This window comes from Streptomyces sp. CB01201, assembly GCF_002803085.1.
In the GTDB taxonomy this organism is placed as follows: Bacteria; Actinomycetota; Actinomycetes; order Streptomycetales; family Streptomycetaceae; genus Streptomyces; species Streptomyces hundungensis.
In genome coordinates this window covers 491661-506447 of the sequence record NZ_NNBJ01000011.1, presented here as the reverse complement: position 1 = coordinate 506447, position 14787 = coordinate 491661, and the positions used below count along the sequence as shown (strand labels likewise).

At 73.7% G+C, this 14787-nt stretch carries 14 protein-coding genes; 8 read left to right on the top strand and 6 right to left on the bottom strand.

Features of this window, described 5'->3' with window-relative positions; translation table 11 throughout:
• The first annotated feature begins 32 nt into the window (after nt 1-32).
• From CG740_RS24405 to CG740_RS24395, 3 genes are read left to right on the top strand one after another with little or no spacing between them, the layout of a single operon-like run.
• Complete coding sequence (locus CG740_RS24405; protein ID WP_100577364.1) at nt 33-806, top strand: LamB/YcsF family protein; 774 nt, start codon at nt 33-35, stop codon at nt 804-806.
• Nucleotides 803-1432, top strand: coding sequence for a 5-oxoprolinase subunit PxpB (pxpB, locus tag CG740_RS24400; RefSeq protein WP_100577363.1), 630 nt, complete (start codon nt 803-805; stop codon nt 1430-1432). Before CG740_RS24405 ends, pxpB begins: the two co-directional genes overlap by 4 nt.
• Nucleotides 1429-2298 carry a biotin-dependent carboxyltransferase family protein gene (locus CG740_RS24395; RefSeq protein WP_100577362.1) on the top strand — a complete coding sequence of 290 codons (870 nt, stop codon included), beginning with the start codon at nt 1429-1431 and terminating at the stop codon, nt 2296-2298. Before pxpB ends, CG740_RS24395 begins: the two co-directional genes overlap by 4 nt.
• Here CG740_RS24395 and CG740_RS24390 read toward each other — a convergent pair.
• From CG740_RS24390 to CG740_RS24365, 5 genes are all read right to left on the bottom strand, one after another.
• On the bottom strand, nt 2199-3164 hold the full coding sequence (locus tag CG740_RS24390) for an SGNH/GDSL hydrolase family protein (protein WP_234376450.1): 966 nt from the start codon (nt 3162-3164) through the stop codon (nt 2199-2201). The two genes, CG740_RS24395 and CG740_RS24390, sit on opposite strands and share 100 nt — an antisense overlap.
• The gene (locus CG740_RS24385; protein WP_100577361.1) at nt 3161-4384 is read right to left on the bottom strand and encodes a glycosyltransferase; all 1224 of its coding nucleotides are present in this window, start codon (nt 4382-4384) and stop codon (nt 3161-3163) included. Before CG740_RS24385 ends, CG740_RS24390 begins: the two co-directional genes overlap by 4 nt.
• Nucleotides 4381-5496, bottom strand: coding sequence for a glycosyltransferase family 4 protein (locus CG740_RS24380; protein WP_100577360.1), 1116 nt, complete (start codon nt 5494-5496; stop codon nt 4381-4383). Before CG740_RS24380 ends, CG740_RS24385 begins: the two co-directional genes overlap by 4 nt.
• Before the next feature lie 163 nt (nt 5497-5659).
• Nucleotides 5660-7078, bottom strand: coding sequence for a hypothetical protein (locus CG740_RS24375; protein WP_100577359.1), 1419 nt, complete (start codon nt 7076-7078; stop codon nt 5660-5662).
• 267 nt (nt 7079-7345) lie between these two features.
• Nucleotides 7346-7738, bottom strand: a complete 393-nt coding sequence (locus CG740_RS24365; RefSeq protein WP_100577358.1) for an ankyrin repeat domain-containing protein — start codon at nt 7736-7738, stop codon at nt 7346-7348.
• A gap of 296 nt (nt 7739-8034) precedes the next feature.
• Here CG740_RS24365 and CG740_RS24360 point away from each other — a divergent pair, with 296 nt between their 5' ends.
• Complete coding sequence (locus tag CG740_RS24360) at nt 8035-8229, top strand: hypothetical protein (protein WP_100577357.1); 195 nt, start codon at nt 8035-8037, stop codon at nt 8227-8229.
• 73 nt (nt 8230-8302) lie between these two features.
• A complete protein-coding gene (locus tag CG740_RS24355; protein ID WP_100577356.1) occupies nt 8303-9898 on the top strand; it encodes an ATP-binding protein in 1596 nt (531 codons plus the stop codon).
• 135 nt (nt 9899-10033) lie between these two features.
• Here the strand turns inward: CG740_RS24355 and CG740_RS24350 are convergent, their stop codons facing one another.
• Nucleotides 10034-11536: an SCO1417 family MocR-like transcription factor gene (locus tag CG740_RS24350; RefSeq protein ID WP_100577355.1), complete on the bottom strand. Its 1503-nt coding sequence runs from the start codon at nt 11534-11536 to the stop codon at nt 10034-10036.
• Between the two features lie 59 nt (nt 11537-11595).
• Here CG740_RS24350 and yczE point away from each other — a divergent pair, with 59 nt between their 5' ends.
• The 3 genes from yczE to CG740_RS24335 all read left to right on the top strand — a co-directional run bounded on the left by yczE (nt 11596) and on the right by CG740_RS24335 (nt 14576).
• A complete protein-coding gene (yczE, locus tag CG740_RS24345; RefSeq protein WP_442802850.1) occupies nt 11596-12378 on the top strand; it encodes a membrane protein YczE in 783 nt (260 codons plus the stop codon).
• Nucleotides 12375-13139: a glycerophosphodiester phosphodiesterase gene (locus CG740_RS24340; protein ID WP_100577353.1), complete on the top strand. Its 765-nt coding sequence runs from the start codon at nt 12375-12377 to the stop codon at nt 13137-13139. Before yczE ends, CG740_RS24340 begins: the two co-directional genes overlap by 4 nt.
• 69 nt (nt 13140-13208) lie before the next feature.
• A complete protein-coding gene (locus CG740_RS24335) occupies nt 13209-14576 on the top strand; it encodes an MFS transporter (protein WP_100577352.1) in 1368 nt (455 codons plus the stop codon).
• Nucleotides 14577-14787 lie beyond the last annotated feature (211 nt).

Here is a 14787-nt window from a genome sequence, read left to right as displayed (position 1 = left end):
ACGCACCCCCGTGAACAGGAGACGCCCCGCCCATGACCCGGTCCGCGACCACCTCGATCGACCTCAATGCCGATCTCGGCGAGGGCTTCGGCCACTGGCGCCTCACCGACGACGAACAACTCCTCTCCGTCGTCACCAGCGCCAATGTGGCCTGCGGCTTCCACGCGGGTGACCCGGCCATCATGCGGCGGGTCTGCACCCTGGCCGCGGAGCGCGGGGTACGCATCGGCGCCCAGGTCTCCTACCGCGACCTGGCGGGCTTCGGCCGTCGCGCCATGGACGTACCGTCCGCCGAGCTCGCGGCCGAAGTCGCCTACCAGATCGGCGCGTTGGAGATCTTCGCGCGCGCGGCCGGCAGCCGGGTCTCGTACGTCAAACCGCACGGCGCGCTCTACAACCGCGTGGTGCACGACGAGGAACAGGCGGCCGCCGTCGTCGAAGGGGTGCTGCTCGCGGACGCGCGGCTGCCGGTGCTCGGCCTGCCGGGTTCCCGGCTGCTCGCGGCCGCCGAGCGGGCCGGGCTCCCTGTGGTCACCGAGGCGTTCGCGGACCGCGCCTACACCTCCGACGCCACCCTGGTGCCGCGCGGCCGGGACGGGGCGGTGGTCAGCGACCCGGACGCGGTGGTGGCGCGGGCCGTGTCGATGGCCCTGGACGGCTCGGTCGTGGCCGAGTACGGCGAGCGGGTCGCCGTCGGGGCGGGTTCGCTGTGCCTGCACGGGGACACGCCGGGCGCGGTGGACCTGGCCCGCCGGGTGCGGTCCGCACTTGAGGCGGCGGGCGTCGAGGTGGCGGCGTTCTCGTGAGCACCCCGCGCGTCCTGCCGGTCGGGGAGCACGCTCTCCTGGTCGAGCTCCCCGACGGCGATGCGGCCGGCGCCCTGCACGCCGAGCTGCTGCGCCGCCGCGCCGCCGGAACCCTGCCCGCGGTGACCGAGATCGTGCCCGCGGCCCGTACCGTCCTGCTCGACGGCGTCGCCGATCCCCCGTCCCTGGCGGCCCGGTTGACCACCTGGGAGATCCCTCCCCTGACAGAGGCCGCCCCGGAGACGGTCGACATCCCCGTCCGCTACGACGGCCCCGATCTGGCGGCCGTCGCCGCCCTGTGGGGGGTCCCCGAGGACGCGGTGGCCGGGATCCACTCCGCGGCCGAGTTCCGGGTGGCCTTCTGCGGTTTCGCGCCCGGCTTCGCCTACCTCACCGGGCTCGGCGACCGGTACGCGACGCCCCGCCGGGACACCCCGCGCACGGCGGTCCCGGCGGGCTCGGTGGGCCTCGCGGGCCCGTACACCGGCGTCTATCCACGCTCCTCGCCCGGCGGCTGGCAGCTGATCGGCAGCACGGACGCGGCCCTGTGGGACCCCCACCGCGAGCCCGCCGCCCTGCTCACCCCGGGCACCCGGGTCCGCTTCGTCCCCCGGGCGCCGCGATGACGGACCGGGCCCTGTCCGTCGTACGGGCCGGAGCGCTCACCTCCGTACAGGACGAGGGGCGGCACGGGCACGCGCACCTCGGGGTGCCGCGTTCGGGCGCGCTCGACCTGGCCGCGAGCCGGCTCGCCAACCGCCTGGTCGGCAACGCCCCGGGCGCGGCCGTTCTGGAGACGACCCTCAACGGCTGTGCCGTACGCCCTCGTTGCGCGGTCACCGTGGCGGTGACCGGGGCGCCCTGCCCGGTCACCGTGGCGGGCCGGCCGGCCGCGTGGGGCGCCCCGGTGCGGGTGCCGTCGGGGGCGGTGGTCGAGGTGGGCGCGGCGACGCGCGGGGTGCGCTCGTACCTGGCGTTCGCGGGCGGCATCGCCGTGGAACCGGTCCTCGGCAGCCGCTCGACCGACCTCCTGTCGGGGCTCGGCCCGGCCCCGCTCAGGGACGCGGAGGTGCTGCCGCTCGGCCGCCCGGAAGGCGGGCATCCGTACGTGGACTGGGCGCCCGCTCCAGGGGTGCCGGACCAGCTCGTGCTGCGGGTGCGCCCGGGGCCGCGCGTGGACTGGTTCACGCCGGACGCGCCCGGCGTGCTCGCGGCCGGGCACTACCGGGTGTCCTCGGCGAGCAACCGCATCGGACTGCGCACCGAGGGCCCCGCGCTGCGGCGGGCCTCGCGGCGCGAACTGCCCAGCGAGGGAATGGTGTTGGGGGCGGTGCAGGTACCGCCGGACGGGCGGCCCGTGGTCTTCCTGGCCGACCATCCGACGACCGGCGGCTACCCGGTGATCGGCGTCGTACCCGAACCGGACCTGGCCGCCGCGGCACAGGCCGCGCCGGGCACCCCGCTCCGGTTCGCCTTGGCGCACTGGAGCTGATCCGGTACGGGCGCGACCGCCGCGAGGGCGGCGGCGAGCGCGTCGGCGGCGTGCAGATCGAGCCGGACCGCGGTGCCGCGCACCCCGTGCCGCAGCTCGTCACCGGCGAGCCGCAGCAGTTGGGGCAACAGGTCGGTGGAACGGCGGGCCAGCCACGCGGTGCCCGCGGTCGCCAGCCAGTACAGGGAGGCGGCGGCGCCCGGCGGCGGCTGCTCCGGTTCGGCCGGGGGCGGTGCGCCCGGGGCCAGCCCCCGCTCCGCGAGCAGGGCGTGGCAGCGGGCGGCGATCAGCCGGTGCCCGCGCTCACCCGGGTGCAGTCGGTCGGCGCTCCACAGGGTGCGGTCCTCGACCCAGGCCGGGTCGGCGAGGTGCAGGTGCACGGCCCCATGGCGCGCGGACAGCGCGTGCACCACGCTGTTGACGGCGCGCTGGCGGCGCGCGAGCGGGCGGGCGAGCGGGCCCGGCAGCCCCAGCATGGCGCCAGGATCGGGCAGGCAGGCCGTGAGCAGCACGGCACCGTTCCCGACGAGGTCCGCGTACAGCGTGTCCAGGCGGACGGCGATGTGCCGGATGTCGAAGGTGCGGCGCAGGGTGTCGTTGACGCCGACGACGACCGAGACCAGATCGGGCTCGAACTCCCTTGCCCTGGGCGCCTGTTGCTCGACCACATCGAGAGTGAGCGCCCCGCTGGCGGCGAAGTTGCGGAACTCCCACCCGCACTGCCCCGCAGCCAGCAGCGCGGCCCAGCCGCGCCGTCCCCCGGCGACCGGATCGCCGACGCCCTCGGTCAGGGAGTCGCCGAGCGCCGCGAACCGCAGCGCGCGGCGCGGGATGCGGGGCGCCGCCTCGACGGCCAAGCCGCTCACGCGATCGCCTCCGGTGCCGCTCGGTGCGGGGCCGGCCCGGATGCCCGGGGTGTCCGGGTGCCGTGCGGGGTGGGCGCGGCGGGTTCGGGCGCGCGTGCCACCGGAGCGTCGTGCGCCGCGAGGAACGCGTTCACCGCCGCGTCCCAGCCGAACAGCTCCGCCCTGGCCCGCGCGGCAGCCCGGCGCTGCCGTTCCGGCCGGGCCAGCAACTCCCTTACCGCCAGGGCGAATTCCTCGCCCGTGCCGCCCGCCGCGAGGCCCGCGTCCGCGATGACCTCGGGGAGTGCGGACGATGCCGCGCACACCACCGGGGTCCCACACGCCAGGGCCTCAAGGGCCGAGAGGCCGAAGGTCTCCGCCGGGCCCGGAGCCAGGCAGATGTCGGCGGCGGCCTGGAGGTCGGCCAGGGCCTCGCGATCGACGACGTGGCCCAGGAACTCGACCGGAAGGCGTTCCGCCGCCGCCCGGCGTTTCAGGCCGCCCGCGAGGGGGCCGTCCCCCGCGATCACCAGGGCCGCCCGCACGCCCGCGCGGCGCAGCGCAGCGAGCGCGTCCAGCGCGAGGGCCGGCCGCTTCTCGACCGAGAGCCGCGAGCACAGCAGGAGCAGCACCCGGGCGCCACGCGCATGCCGGGCCCGCAGCACCGTGGAGCGCCGGCCCGGCCTGGAGCGGACCAGGTCGACGCCCAGCGGTGCCCGGACCACGTTGCGCGCGCCGATCCGTACGAACTCGCGCTCGGCCCATTCCGTGGTGCACACGATCCGCGAAAAGGCCCAGCCCGTACGTCTGTTGAGCCGGTCGGCGGCGCCCCGGGCCACCGCTTCGGGCAGGCCCCAGGTGCGCAGGACACCGTCGGCGGTCTCGTGCGAGACCATCACGGAGGGCACCCGGGCCCGCCGCGCCCACTCCCCGGTCCAGCGCAGGGTGGTGCGGTCGGACACCTCGACGCGGTCGGGCGCGAGGCCCTCAAGGACCCGGCGGACCGGGCGCGCGTCGGCGAGCACCCGGTAGCCGCCGGTGCCCGGCAGCAGGGTGCCCGGCAGGGTGATCACCCTGCCCTGTTCGGTGAGTTCGTCGCTCGCCCGCGCGCCCGGCACGATCAGTACGGGCTCGTGCCCGGCGGCCAGATAGCCCCGGCCGAGTTCGCGCAGGGCGGTGCGCAGACCGCCGGACGCGGGCGTCACGAAGTTGGCGAGCCGGACGATCCGCAGGCCGCTCATGCCGCCACCGCCGTCCGCGCGTCGAGCACCTCGGCGTAGTGGTCCAGGAGCAGATCGCCCACCGCGGCCCAGGTCCGCCCGAGCACGGCGGCCCGCCCGGCCCGCCCGAAGGCGGCGCGGAGCGCTGGATCCCCGAGTCCGAGTACGGCGTCGCGCACGGCCCCGGCGTCGCCGGGCGGGACGAGGAGCCCGGTTGTGCCGTGGGCGACGAGGTCGAGCGGGCCGCCCGCGGCGGGCGCGATCACGGGCACCCCGCTCGCCATGGCCTCCTGCACGGTCTGGCAGAACGTCTCGTACGGTCCGGTGTGCGCGAAGACGTCCAACGAGGCGAAGACGCGGGCGAGTTCGGGCCCGGTGCGGCGACCGAGGAACACGGCGCCGGGCAGGGCGGAGCGCAGCGCGGGGGCGCTCGGCCCGTCGCCGGTCACGACGACGCGTACGCCGTCCATCGCACAGACGCCCGCGAGGAGTTCGACCTGCTTCTCGGGCGCGAGCCGGCCGACGTAGCCGACGAGCAGTTCACCGTTGGGGGCGAGTTCGCGGCGCAGGGCGACATCGCGCAGACCGGGCCGGAAGCGCTCGGTGTCGACGCCGCGGGGCCACAGGCGCACCCGCCGTACGCCGTGTTCGGTCACGTCGCGCACGGCCGCGGTGGAGGGGGCGAGGGTGCGGTCGGCGGCCGAGTGGACCGCGCGCAGCCGGCGCCAGGCGGTGCCTTCGCCGGCGCCCATGTAGGTGCGGGCGTATCCGGCGAGGTCGGTCTGGTAGACGGCGACGGCGGGGACGCCCAGGCGGGCGGCGGCGGCCATGCCCCGGACGCCGAGGACGAAGGGGCTCGCGAGGTGGACGAGATCGGCGCGGTGCGCGGCGATGGCGGCGGCGACGCGGCGGCTCGGCAGGGCGAGGCGGACCTCGGGATAGCCGGGCAGCGGAAGCGAGGGCACCCGTATGACGGGGCACGGCGCGTCAGAGCCCTCCCCCGTGGCCGTGGCCGGGGCTATGACGAGCGGCTGGTGACCGCGTACGGCCAGATGCCGTGCGGTCTGCAGGGCGCAGTGGGCCACGCCGTTGACGTCGGGCGGGAAGGACTCGGTGACGATGACGACACGCATACCCGTGTTGTCGTCGCGCCGGGAGTGGCCCGGTCGACTTGGATCTTTCCGCCCGGGGAACGTCCCATGAGCGTTGCCCTTCCGGGTCCGGTTTCGGGGCCCGTGAGCGTTGTGCTTCCGGGTCCGGCCGTGGATCGCACGGCCCGCCCCCGCCGGCCGTGGATCACACGGCCGTGGCGTCCGGGCCGAGCCGGTCGTGGATGGCGCTCTGCACCTCGGCCTCCTCGGCCGGGTCGGCGGCGAGCCTGCGCAGCCGGTCGGCCACCCTGGCGTCCACGAGCTCCGCGTACTGGGCGGCTACTTCTCTGGTGGTCTCCTCGCAGTCCCACAGGCATTCGACGGCGAAGCCGGTGGCGAAGGAGGGGTCGGTCGCGGCGAGCGCACGGGCGGTGCGGCCGCGCAGTTGGGAGGAGGCGGTCTCGCGGTAGACGTGCCGCAGGACGGGGGCGGCGCAGCAGATGCCGAGCCGTCCGGCCCCGTCGACGAGGGCCCGCAGGAGCGGGGCGTCGGGGCCTTCGGAGCGCACGGTCTCGCGGAGCGCGCCGAGCACCAGCTTCTCGTCGCCGGCCTCGCCGCGTGCGGCGAGCACGCCGGCGGCTGCGGCGCCGAGCTGGTCGGGGCGCTGGACCCAGCCGCGGGCCCGGTCGACGGCCTCGGGGCCGCACATCCGCTCGAAGGCGTGCACGGCCGCGTCGGCGGCGGTCCGGGAGCCGGTGGAGACGGCCGCTTCGATCAGGTCGAGCACGCGGGCGTCGCACGATTCGGCGAGGTAGTGCAGGGCGGCGCCGCGGGCTCCGTCGGTACCGGAGCGGGCCGCCTCGATGATGGCGTCCCGGTCCTCGGGCCCGGCGACCGCGCCGAGGCACCTGGCCGCGGGCAGGTGCAGGACCGCGCCGCGTTCCAGACCTTCGTCGGCCCAGTCGAACACCGCCTGGACGCTCCAGCCGGGGCGCGGCCCCGACGGTCGCATCTGGCGCTGCCAGCGGTCGAAGGAGCCGGTCTCCCGGGCTGCCCGCACCCGCTTGCCCACCTCGTCGCGCGGGTCCTCGGCCCACAGCCGCCAGGGCCGGGGCTCGAAGGCGTCGCGCACGGTGGCGGCCAGCTCGGCGTCACCCTCCGTGGTGGCCGGGAAACGGCCGAGCACGGATGCGGCGAGGGCGCGCAGGCCCGCGTCGTCGTCGCGCAGCGCGAGCTCGTCCAGGGCCCAGGCCCAGTTGGAGCCGGTCGCGGCGTAGCGGCGGAGCAGCGCGAGCGCGTCGCTCCTGCCGTACGAGGCGAGGTGGCCCAGGACGGCGAGGGTGAGCCCGGTCCTGGAGTCCTCGGTGTCCAGGACGTCCTCGGCGCCGAAGAGGTGGCGCTCGATCTGGTCGAGCCCGCCGTCGAGGTCCAGGAAGAGCCGCGCGTAGTACAGCGAGCGGTTCTCGACCTGCCAGTCCTGGCGTGGGTCGCTCAGTACGCAGTGGTTGAGGGCCGCCAGGGCCTCGTCGCGCGGGGCGGCCAGCGCGTGCAGCGTGCCGTCGCCGCGGCCCCGCTGGAGCAGGCCGAGCAGCGTGCCGCTCGGCGCTATGACTGGATCGAACATGGAATTAGCCTCACATCAAGCTGTCGACGCAACCGGGGATTCGTGCCTTGCCCTAGGCCGCGCAGCAACATGAGGGGTCGCCCGCCGTCTTCTGCTTGGTGTAGACCATCTTCCTGCCTCTCGTCGTGGTTCCGGATGAAGGAACCCTGCCCCCGATGTAGGGGTTCGACGTCATGATGACCCAGCCATTTCGCCATTGCGACCACATTTACGGCGCCCCTCTCCGCGGGCTCTTCGATGGATCCCCCGTAAACGCTTGGTGGACGCTCAGTTGGCCCCGAACAGGGCGAGCAGGTCCGCCTTGCCGAACATCCGGGCGGTGTCGACCGCGGAGGGCGTCCCGGCGGAAGGATCGGCTCCGCCGGCCAGCAGGGCCTTGATCACGGCGTCCTCGCCCTTGAAGACCGCTCCGGCGAGCGGGGTCTGGCCGCGGTCGTTGGCGCGGTCGGCCTCGGCGCCGCGGGCCAGCAGGGCGGAGACCGCCCCGGCGTGCCCGTGGTAGGCGGCGAGCATCACGAGGGAGTCGCCGCGGTCGTTGGTGAGGTTCGCGGGCACCCCTGCGTCGACGTACGCGGCGAGCGCCTCGGCGTCTCCCTGGCGGGCCAGCTCGAAGATCTTGGCTGCCAGCTCGACCACCTCGGGATCGAGTTCCTCGCTCATCGAAAACTCCTTAGGGGCAACGGAACAAACCCGCACGGCGACAGCGCCGTACGAGTGAATCGACAGGGTACTGCCCACCGGGCGACATGACGTGGCCCACCGGCGGCAAAGATCACCGCGCGTGACGGTTTGACCGGCCGACGGCGGCACAGTGTCCCGCTCCGGTCTGCTTTTCATATCCGCCACTCCAGTGAAAATGGCGGAGTTTCACCCGTTTGCACCTTTTATCGCATAGATACTTCCTGTGAGCCTGGAAGAACTCATGGTGACCGTCCCCATCAACCAGGAGATCCCCAATGATCCTGTCCATCTCAGGTGTGGTGCTGCTCGGAATCATCTGCTTCCTCTTCTTCAAGAAAGACGGACTCAAGGCCTCGCACGCCCTGGTGTGCGCGCTCTTCGGCTTCTACCTCGCGGGCACCGCCATCGCCCCGAGCATCACGGCCGGAGGCGCGAGCCTCGCCAGCCTGCTGGGCGGGATCAAGTTCTGACCTCCCGCCGTCCGCCGTCCCACGGCGGGCACCACGGCGGACCCCCTTGCGGACACAACTCCAGGAGAACGATGTGGCCCGGCGACCACTCCCCCGCATTCTGAGCAGCAGCAGCGCATCCATCGTTCGCAGCCGCGAGATCGCGCGCACGGCCGCCGACAGCGCCACCGACGTTCTCCATCCGCTCATCACGATCAGCCGCGGCCTGCGGCTGATCGCCGCCGCCCTGCGCGGCAAATGGGCCGCCACCCCCAAGGAACGGCGTGGTCCCGCGCTGTTCCTGACGGCGGCCGTGGTCCTGGTCGTCGCGCTCATCCCGTACGGGCCGCTCCTCGCCCTGATCACGGTGATGGGCGCGGCCGGCTGGAAGGGCCGGGTGAAGCCGGTCGTCAAGACGGGCCCCGACGAGGCCGAAGTCGCCCGTCTCCAGGCCCTCTACGAGGCACTCGTGCCCTACTTCTCCGTCCCGGAGGACCCGAGCCCGCTCTACTCCCACGGCGGTGAGTGGGACAAGGCCTTCGGCGACCACGCCTTCGACGACAGCGGCCGCCTCACCCGGCTCGCCCTTCGCTACCCGGCGTACTTCACCGACGGCGAGCCCGCGGCGCGGGCCCGCATCGAGCAGCTGCTGCACGCCAAGTCGGGGCGTGGCCGCGAGTACCACTTCGCCTGGGACGAGGAGGCCAACCAGCTGACGATGAGCGTCCTGGGCGCGCTGCCCACCTCGATCGCGGCCCAGCGCTTCGTGACCTCGCCGGGCGAGACCGTCCTGGGCTTCACCGACGCGGACGCCGTGCGGCGGACGGTCCCGGTGACCGCGGGAGAGGAGAGCCACGACGCCCCTCCGGTGATCTGGCGCACCGGCCCCCGCTCCACCGAGCCCCATCTCCTGATCGTCGGCCGCCCCGGTTCGGGCACCACGACACTGCTCCGCTCGATCGCGCTCCAGGCCCTCCAGCACGGCGATCTGCTGATCGTCGAGGGCAGCGGCACCGGTGAGTACGCCTGCCTGACCGGCCGCTCGGGCGTGCTCGCCGTCGAGTGCGGCCTGGCAGGGGCGCTCGCCACCCTGGAGTGGGCCTCGCACGAGACCGAGCGCCGGCTGATCTCGGCGAACCGGGCCCGCCAGGCGGGCCACCCCGCGCCCGAGGACACCAAGCGCCCGCTGTGGATCCTGCTCGACCGGCCCAGCGTGTTCGCCGACCTGGCCGCGGCCGACGGCCGCCCCGACCCCCAGCACCTGCTCCAGGTCCCGCTGCGGCACGGCCGGGCTGCCGGCGTGACGGTGGTGGTGGCCGAACAGTTCGAGACCCTGGACGACCTGTCCGAGCCCGTACGCTCGCACACCCGGGCCAGGGTGGTCCTCGGCCCGGCCTCGGCAGGACAGGTCGAGTCGGTCCTGGGCGTCCCGCCGCACACCACACCCACCCCCGAGGTCCCGCCCGGCCGCGGCTACGCGCGGCTCGGCACCGGCCCGGTGCTCCGCCTCCAGGTTCCCGCCACGCCGGACCCGTACGACGACGCCACGACCGAGGCGCACCGCCAGGCGGTCCTGGGCCTCCTGCCGGAGCGGGAGGGTCCGGTGGAGGCGACGCCGGTGGAGGCAGCGACCGTCCACACCGCCCCCGCGGACGCGACACCCGTGGAGGCGGTCCCCGCCGAGGGATGAGGGGGCCCGGCCCGGAACCGCCGATCGCCCCCAAGGGGTGGAACGAATACCCACCCCTCCCGTTGCCCTTGGACTCATGCCCAATAAGCCATGCCCACTAAGCCCTGGGGCCCCTCGGGCAACGAGCTGCTCCCGCTAAGCCACGAACGTGCGCGGCGGCTCCGCGCTCCCCGAGCCGCCGCCCGTCTCCACCAGGCGGGCCGCCGCCGCGAGGCGCACCGCGGCCTCCTCCGCGACCGGGCCGCCCACCGTGAACGGCAGCCGCACATAGCCCTCGAAGGCGCCGTCCACTCCGAAGCGCGGCCCCGAGGGCACCCGCACTCCGACGCGTTCGCCGACCTCGGCGATGCGGGAGCCCGACAGGCCACCGGTGCGCACCCACAAGGTCAGGCCGCCTCGTGGCACGTCGAACTCCCAGCCGGGCAGTTCCCGGCGCACCGCGGCCACCAGGGCATCCCGGTTCTCGCGGGCCTGGGTCCTGCGGAGTTCGACCGCCTGCTCCCAACCCCCGGTCCCCATAAGCCAGTTGACGGCGAGCTGCTCCAGGACCGGCGTCCCGAGATCCGCGTACGCTCGGGCGGCGACCAGCGAGCGGATGATGTCGGGCGCGGCCCGTACCCAGCCGATGCGCATGCCCGCCCAGAACGCCTTGCTCGCCGAACCGACCGTGAGCACCGTGGCCCCTGCGGGATCGAAAGCACAGACCGGGCGCGGCATGGCGAGGTCCTCGTCGAGCCACAGCTCACTCATGGTCTCGTCCACGACGAGGACCGTGCCGGCCGAGCGGGCCGCGTCCACCAGCTGGCGTCGCTGATCCTCGTCGGCGAGCGCGCCGGTGGGGTTGTGGAAGTCCGCCACGACATAGGCGAGCCGGGGCGCGGCGTCCCTCAGAACCTGGCGCCAGCGCGGCAGGTCCCAGCCGGTCAGGCCCTCGGCCATGGCGATCGGCACCAGCCGGGCGCCCGCCTCGCGCATGAGCTGGAGGATGTTGGCGTAGGAAGGTGACTCGACGGCGATGCGCTCGCCACGGCCGGCGAACAGATGGCAGATGGCGTCCATCGCGCCCATCGCGCCCGTCGTCACCATGATCTGCTCGGGCATCGTCGGGATGCCGCGCGCGGTGTAGCGGTCGGCGAGCATCTGCCGCAGCGCGGGCAGGCCCGCCGGGTAGTCGCCGTGGGTGTGGGCGTACGGCGGAAGCTCTTCGAGCGCGCCCTGGACACCCCGGGTCAGCCAGGGTTCGGGCGCGGGCAGGGCGGCGCAGCCGAGGTCGATCATCGAACCGAGCGACTCGGGCGGAAGCGGTTCGAGCCCCCGGCCGGGCAGCGGATGCCCGGCGGGCACCGCGGTCCAGCTGCCCGCGCCGCGCCGCGATTCGAGGAAGCCCTCGCCCCGCAGCGCCTCGTAGGCGGCGGCGACCGTGGTGCGGCTCACCGACAGGGCCACGGCCAGCTCGCGCTCGGCGGGCAGCCGGGCGGCGGCCGGAACCCGGCCCTCCAGGACGAGCAGGCGGATGCCGTCGGCCAGCGCCCGGTAGGCGGGCGGCTTGCGCAGGCCCGTACCGACCGGGCGGGGCTGCTGTGCCTTGAGCTGACGGGCGAGTTGGGCGGGCCCGATCGCCGAGGTCCACTGAGCCATCGAAGTCAGTCCACCTTCCCGGAATTGGCCATGGTTGCAGTCCATTGTGCCGCCACAGAGTGGCACGGGTCAGTCCACTACCACCACACAGGGGGCCCACCTTGTCCACGCACCTCACCCGGAGGGTGGTCCAGCTCTACGTCGGCCTGGCGCTGTACGGCGTCAGCTCCGGGCTGCTCGTCCGCGCCGGACTCGGCCTCGAACCCTGGGGGGTGCTGCACCAGGGCCTCGCCAAGCACACCGGTCTCTCGATCGGCGTCGTGTCCATCATCGTCGGGGCGGCGGTCCTGCTCCTGTGGATCCCGCTGCGCCAGCGGCCGGGGCTCGGCACGGTCTCCAACGTCTTCGCGATCGGCGTCTTCATGGACGCGACCCTCGCCGTCGTACCCGATGTGCACGGGCTGCTCGGCCAGGTTCCGCTGACGGCCGCCGCGATCGTCTGCAACGGGGTGGCGACCGGCCTCTACATCTCGGCCCGCTTCGGCCCGGGCCCGCGCGACGGCCTGATGACCGGCCTGCACAGGGCGACGGGACGCTCAATTCGGCTCGTCCGTACGTCACTTGAGGTCGTCGTAGTGGCGACGGGATTCCTGCTCGGCGGTTCACTCGGCGTCGGCACGGTCCTGTACGCCCTGGCGATCGGACCGCTCGCCCAGTTCTTCCTCCGCGTCTTCGCGATCCCGGAAGCGCCCCCGGCCACGGCAACCACCTCCGCCACCTCTACCCCTACCGCTTCCGCTTCCGCACCCGCACCCGCACCCGCACCCGCACCCGCACCCGCACCCGAGGGCAACCCCGCCGTCGCACCTGCGTCACCGAAGCGCGCGATACTTCCCCGGTGACTCGCGTACGCCACCCTTATCTGGACCACCCCTCGCCGATCCCGTTCGCCCACCGCGGCGGGGCGGCCGACGGCATCGAGAACACGGCCGCCGCCTTCGAGCGTGCGGCCGAGGCCGGTTACCGGTACTTCGAGACCGATGTGCACACCACGGCCGACGGCCGCCTGGTCGCGTTCCACGACGCGACGCTCGACCGGGTCACCGACGCCCGGGGCAGGATCGCCGAGCTGAGCTGGGACGAGGTGAAGCGGGCCCGGGTGGCCGGGCGCGAGCCGCTGCCGCTGTTCGAGGAACTCCTGGAGTCCTTCCCCGAGGCCCGCTGGAACGTCGACCTCAAGGCCGAGTCCGCGCTGGCCCCGCTGGTCGACCTCATCCGTCGGACCAACGCCTGGGACCGGGTCTGCGTCGGCTCGTTCTCGGAGGCCCGGGTCGCCAGGGCGCACCGGCTCGCGGGACCGCGCCTGGCCACCTCCTACGGAGTGCTGGGCATCGCCGCGCTGCGACTTCGCTCGTACGGGATCCCGGTGCCGCTGCGACCCGGCGCCGTCAGCGCCCAGGTCCCCGAGAGCCAGTACGGCATCCCGGTCGTGGACCACCGCTTCGTGCGGACCGCGCACGCGCTCGGCCTCCAGGTCCACGTCTGGACGATCAACGACCCCGAGCGCATGAGGGCGCTGCTCGACCTTGGCGTGGATGGCATCATGAACGATCATCTGGAGACACTGCGCACGGTACTGACCGACCGGGGCGTCTGGCACTGACCCGACCCCCGGCAGCCACCGCTTCGCGTACGGGCACGAGCGAGGGGGCGCGGGTTGAGCGCTGAAGCCATGGACACGCTGGACCGGCCGGAACAGCCGGCCGCCGCGGCCGACCGCAAACGGGAACAACACGGCTGGTACTTCTACGACTTCGCCTGCTCGGTGTATTCGACGAGCGTGCTCACGGTGTTCCTCGGCCCCTATCTGACCTCGATCGCCAAGTCGGCGGCCGATGTCGACGGGTTCGTGCACCCACTGGGCATACCGGTGCGCGCGGGCTCGCTCTTCGCGTACGCGGTCTCCGCATCGGTGATCTTCGCGGTGATCCTGATGCCGATCGTGGGCGCCGCCGCCGACCGCACCGGCCGCAAGAAGCCCCTCCTGGCGGCCGCCGCCTACACGGGTGCCGCGGCCACGGCCGGGATGTTCTTCCTCGACGGGCACCGCTATCTGCTGGGGGCGGTGCTGCTGATCGTCGCCAACGCGTCCCTGTCCGTCTCGATGGTCCTCTACAACGCCTATCTGCCGCAGATCGCCGGCCCCGAGGAGCGTGACCAGGTCTCCTCGCGGGGCTGGGCGTTCGGCTACACCTCGGGCGCCGGCGTCCTCGTCCTCAACCTGATCCTGTACTCGGGGCACGCCGGCTTCGGCCTGTCCGAGTCGGCCGCGGTACGGATCTGCCTCGCCTCGGCCGGAGTCTGGTGGGGCGCGTTCACGCTGGTGCCGCTGCGGAGGCTGCGCGACCGCAAGGTCGCGACGGCCGAGGGCCGGGCCGGCGCGGTCGACGGGCGGGTCGGCGCGGGCTGGCGGCAACTGATCTCGACGCTGCGGGACATGCGGGCCCGTCCGCTCACCCTCGCGTTCCTGCTCGCGTACCTCATCTACAACGACGGTGTGCAGACGGTCATCTCGCAGGCCTCGATCTACGGCTCCGAGGAACTCGGCCTGGATCAGGACACGCTCATCGTGGCCGTGCTGCTGGTGCAGGTCCTGGCGGTGGCCGGGGCACTCGGGATGGGGCGGCTCGCGCGGACGTACGGGGCGAAGCGCACGATCCTGGGCTCGCTCGCCGTCTGGGCGGTGATCCTCGGGGTCGGCTTCTTCCTGCCGGCCCGTCAGCCGGTGCTGTTCTTCGTGCTCGCGGGCGCGATCGGCACGGTGCTCGGCGGCAGCCAGGCGCTTTCGAGGTCGCTTTTCTCACACATGGTGCCGAGCGGCAAGGAGGCCGAGTACTTCTCGGCCTACGAGATGAGCGACCGCGGCCTGAGCTGGCTGGGGCCATTGGTGTTCGGTCTCGCGTATCAGCTGACCGGGAGCTACCGGGATGCCATCATCTCGCTGGTGGTCTTCTTCGCGGTCGGATTCGTCCTGCTCGCCCGGGTGCCGGTGCGGGCTGCCGTGGCCGCCGCGGGGAATCCCGTTCCGGCGCGGATTTAGACGTTGAAGTGAAAGGCCGGTAGTGTACGCCTTTGGCCTGCCAGGCGGACCGTTACTGCGTGCTCAAGTAGAGAAGACGCTGGGTGACATCTGCTGTCAGATGTGACAAACCGGTCACTGGTGGGTACAACAAGGGGCGGCACGACGGCGACGCATGACCCAGAACGGGAATCTTTACCGCCGACCGGACGTTGACCGGATGACGACGACA

Excerpts from the sequence above, each read along its gene's own strand:
- CG740_RS24405 (WP_100577364.1), top strand. The coding sequence starts at position 33 with ATGACCCGGTCCGCGACCACCTCGATCGACCTCAATGCCGATCTCGGC.
- CG740_RS24395 (WP_100577362.1), top strand. The coding sequence starts at position 1,429 with ATGACGGACCGGGCCCTGTCCGTCGTACGGGCCGGAGCGCTCACCTCC.
- CG740_RS24375 (WP_100577359.1), bottom strand. The coding sequence starts at position 7,078 with ATGTTCGATCCAGTCATAGCGCCGAGCGGCACGCTGCTCGGCCTGCTC.
- CG740_RS24350 (WP_100577355.1), bottom strand. The coding sequence starts at position 11,536 with ATGGCTCAGTGGACCTCGGCGATCGGGCCCGCCCAACTCGCCCGTCAG.
- CG740_RS24385 (WP_100577361.1), bottom strand. The coding sequence starts at position 4,384 with ATGAGCGGCCTGCGGATCGTCCGGCTCGCCAACTTCGTGACGCCCGCG.
- CG740_RS24335 (WP_100577352.1), top strand. The coding sequence starts at position 13,209 with ATGGACACGCTGGACCGGCCGGAACAGCCGGCCGCCGCGGCCGACCGC.
- CG740_RS24365 (WP_100577358.1), bottom strand. The coding sequence starts at position 7,738 with ATGAGCGAGGAACTCGATCCCGAGGTGGTCGAGCTGGCAGCCAAGATC.
- CG740_RS24360 (WP_100577357.1), top strand. The coding sequence starts at position 8,035 with ATGATCCTGTCCATCTCAGGTGTGGTGCTGCTCGGAATCATCTGCTTC.
- CG740_RS24380 (WP_100577360.1), bottom strand. The coding sequence starts at position 5,496 with ATGCGTGTCGTCATCGTCACCGAGTCCTTCCCGCCCGACGTCAACGGC.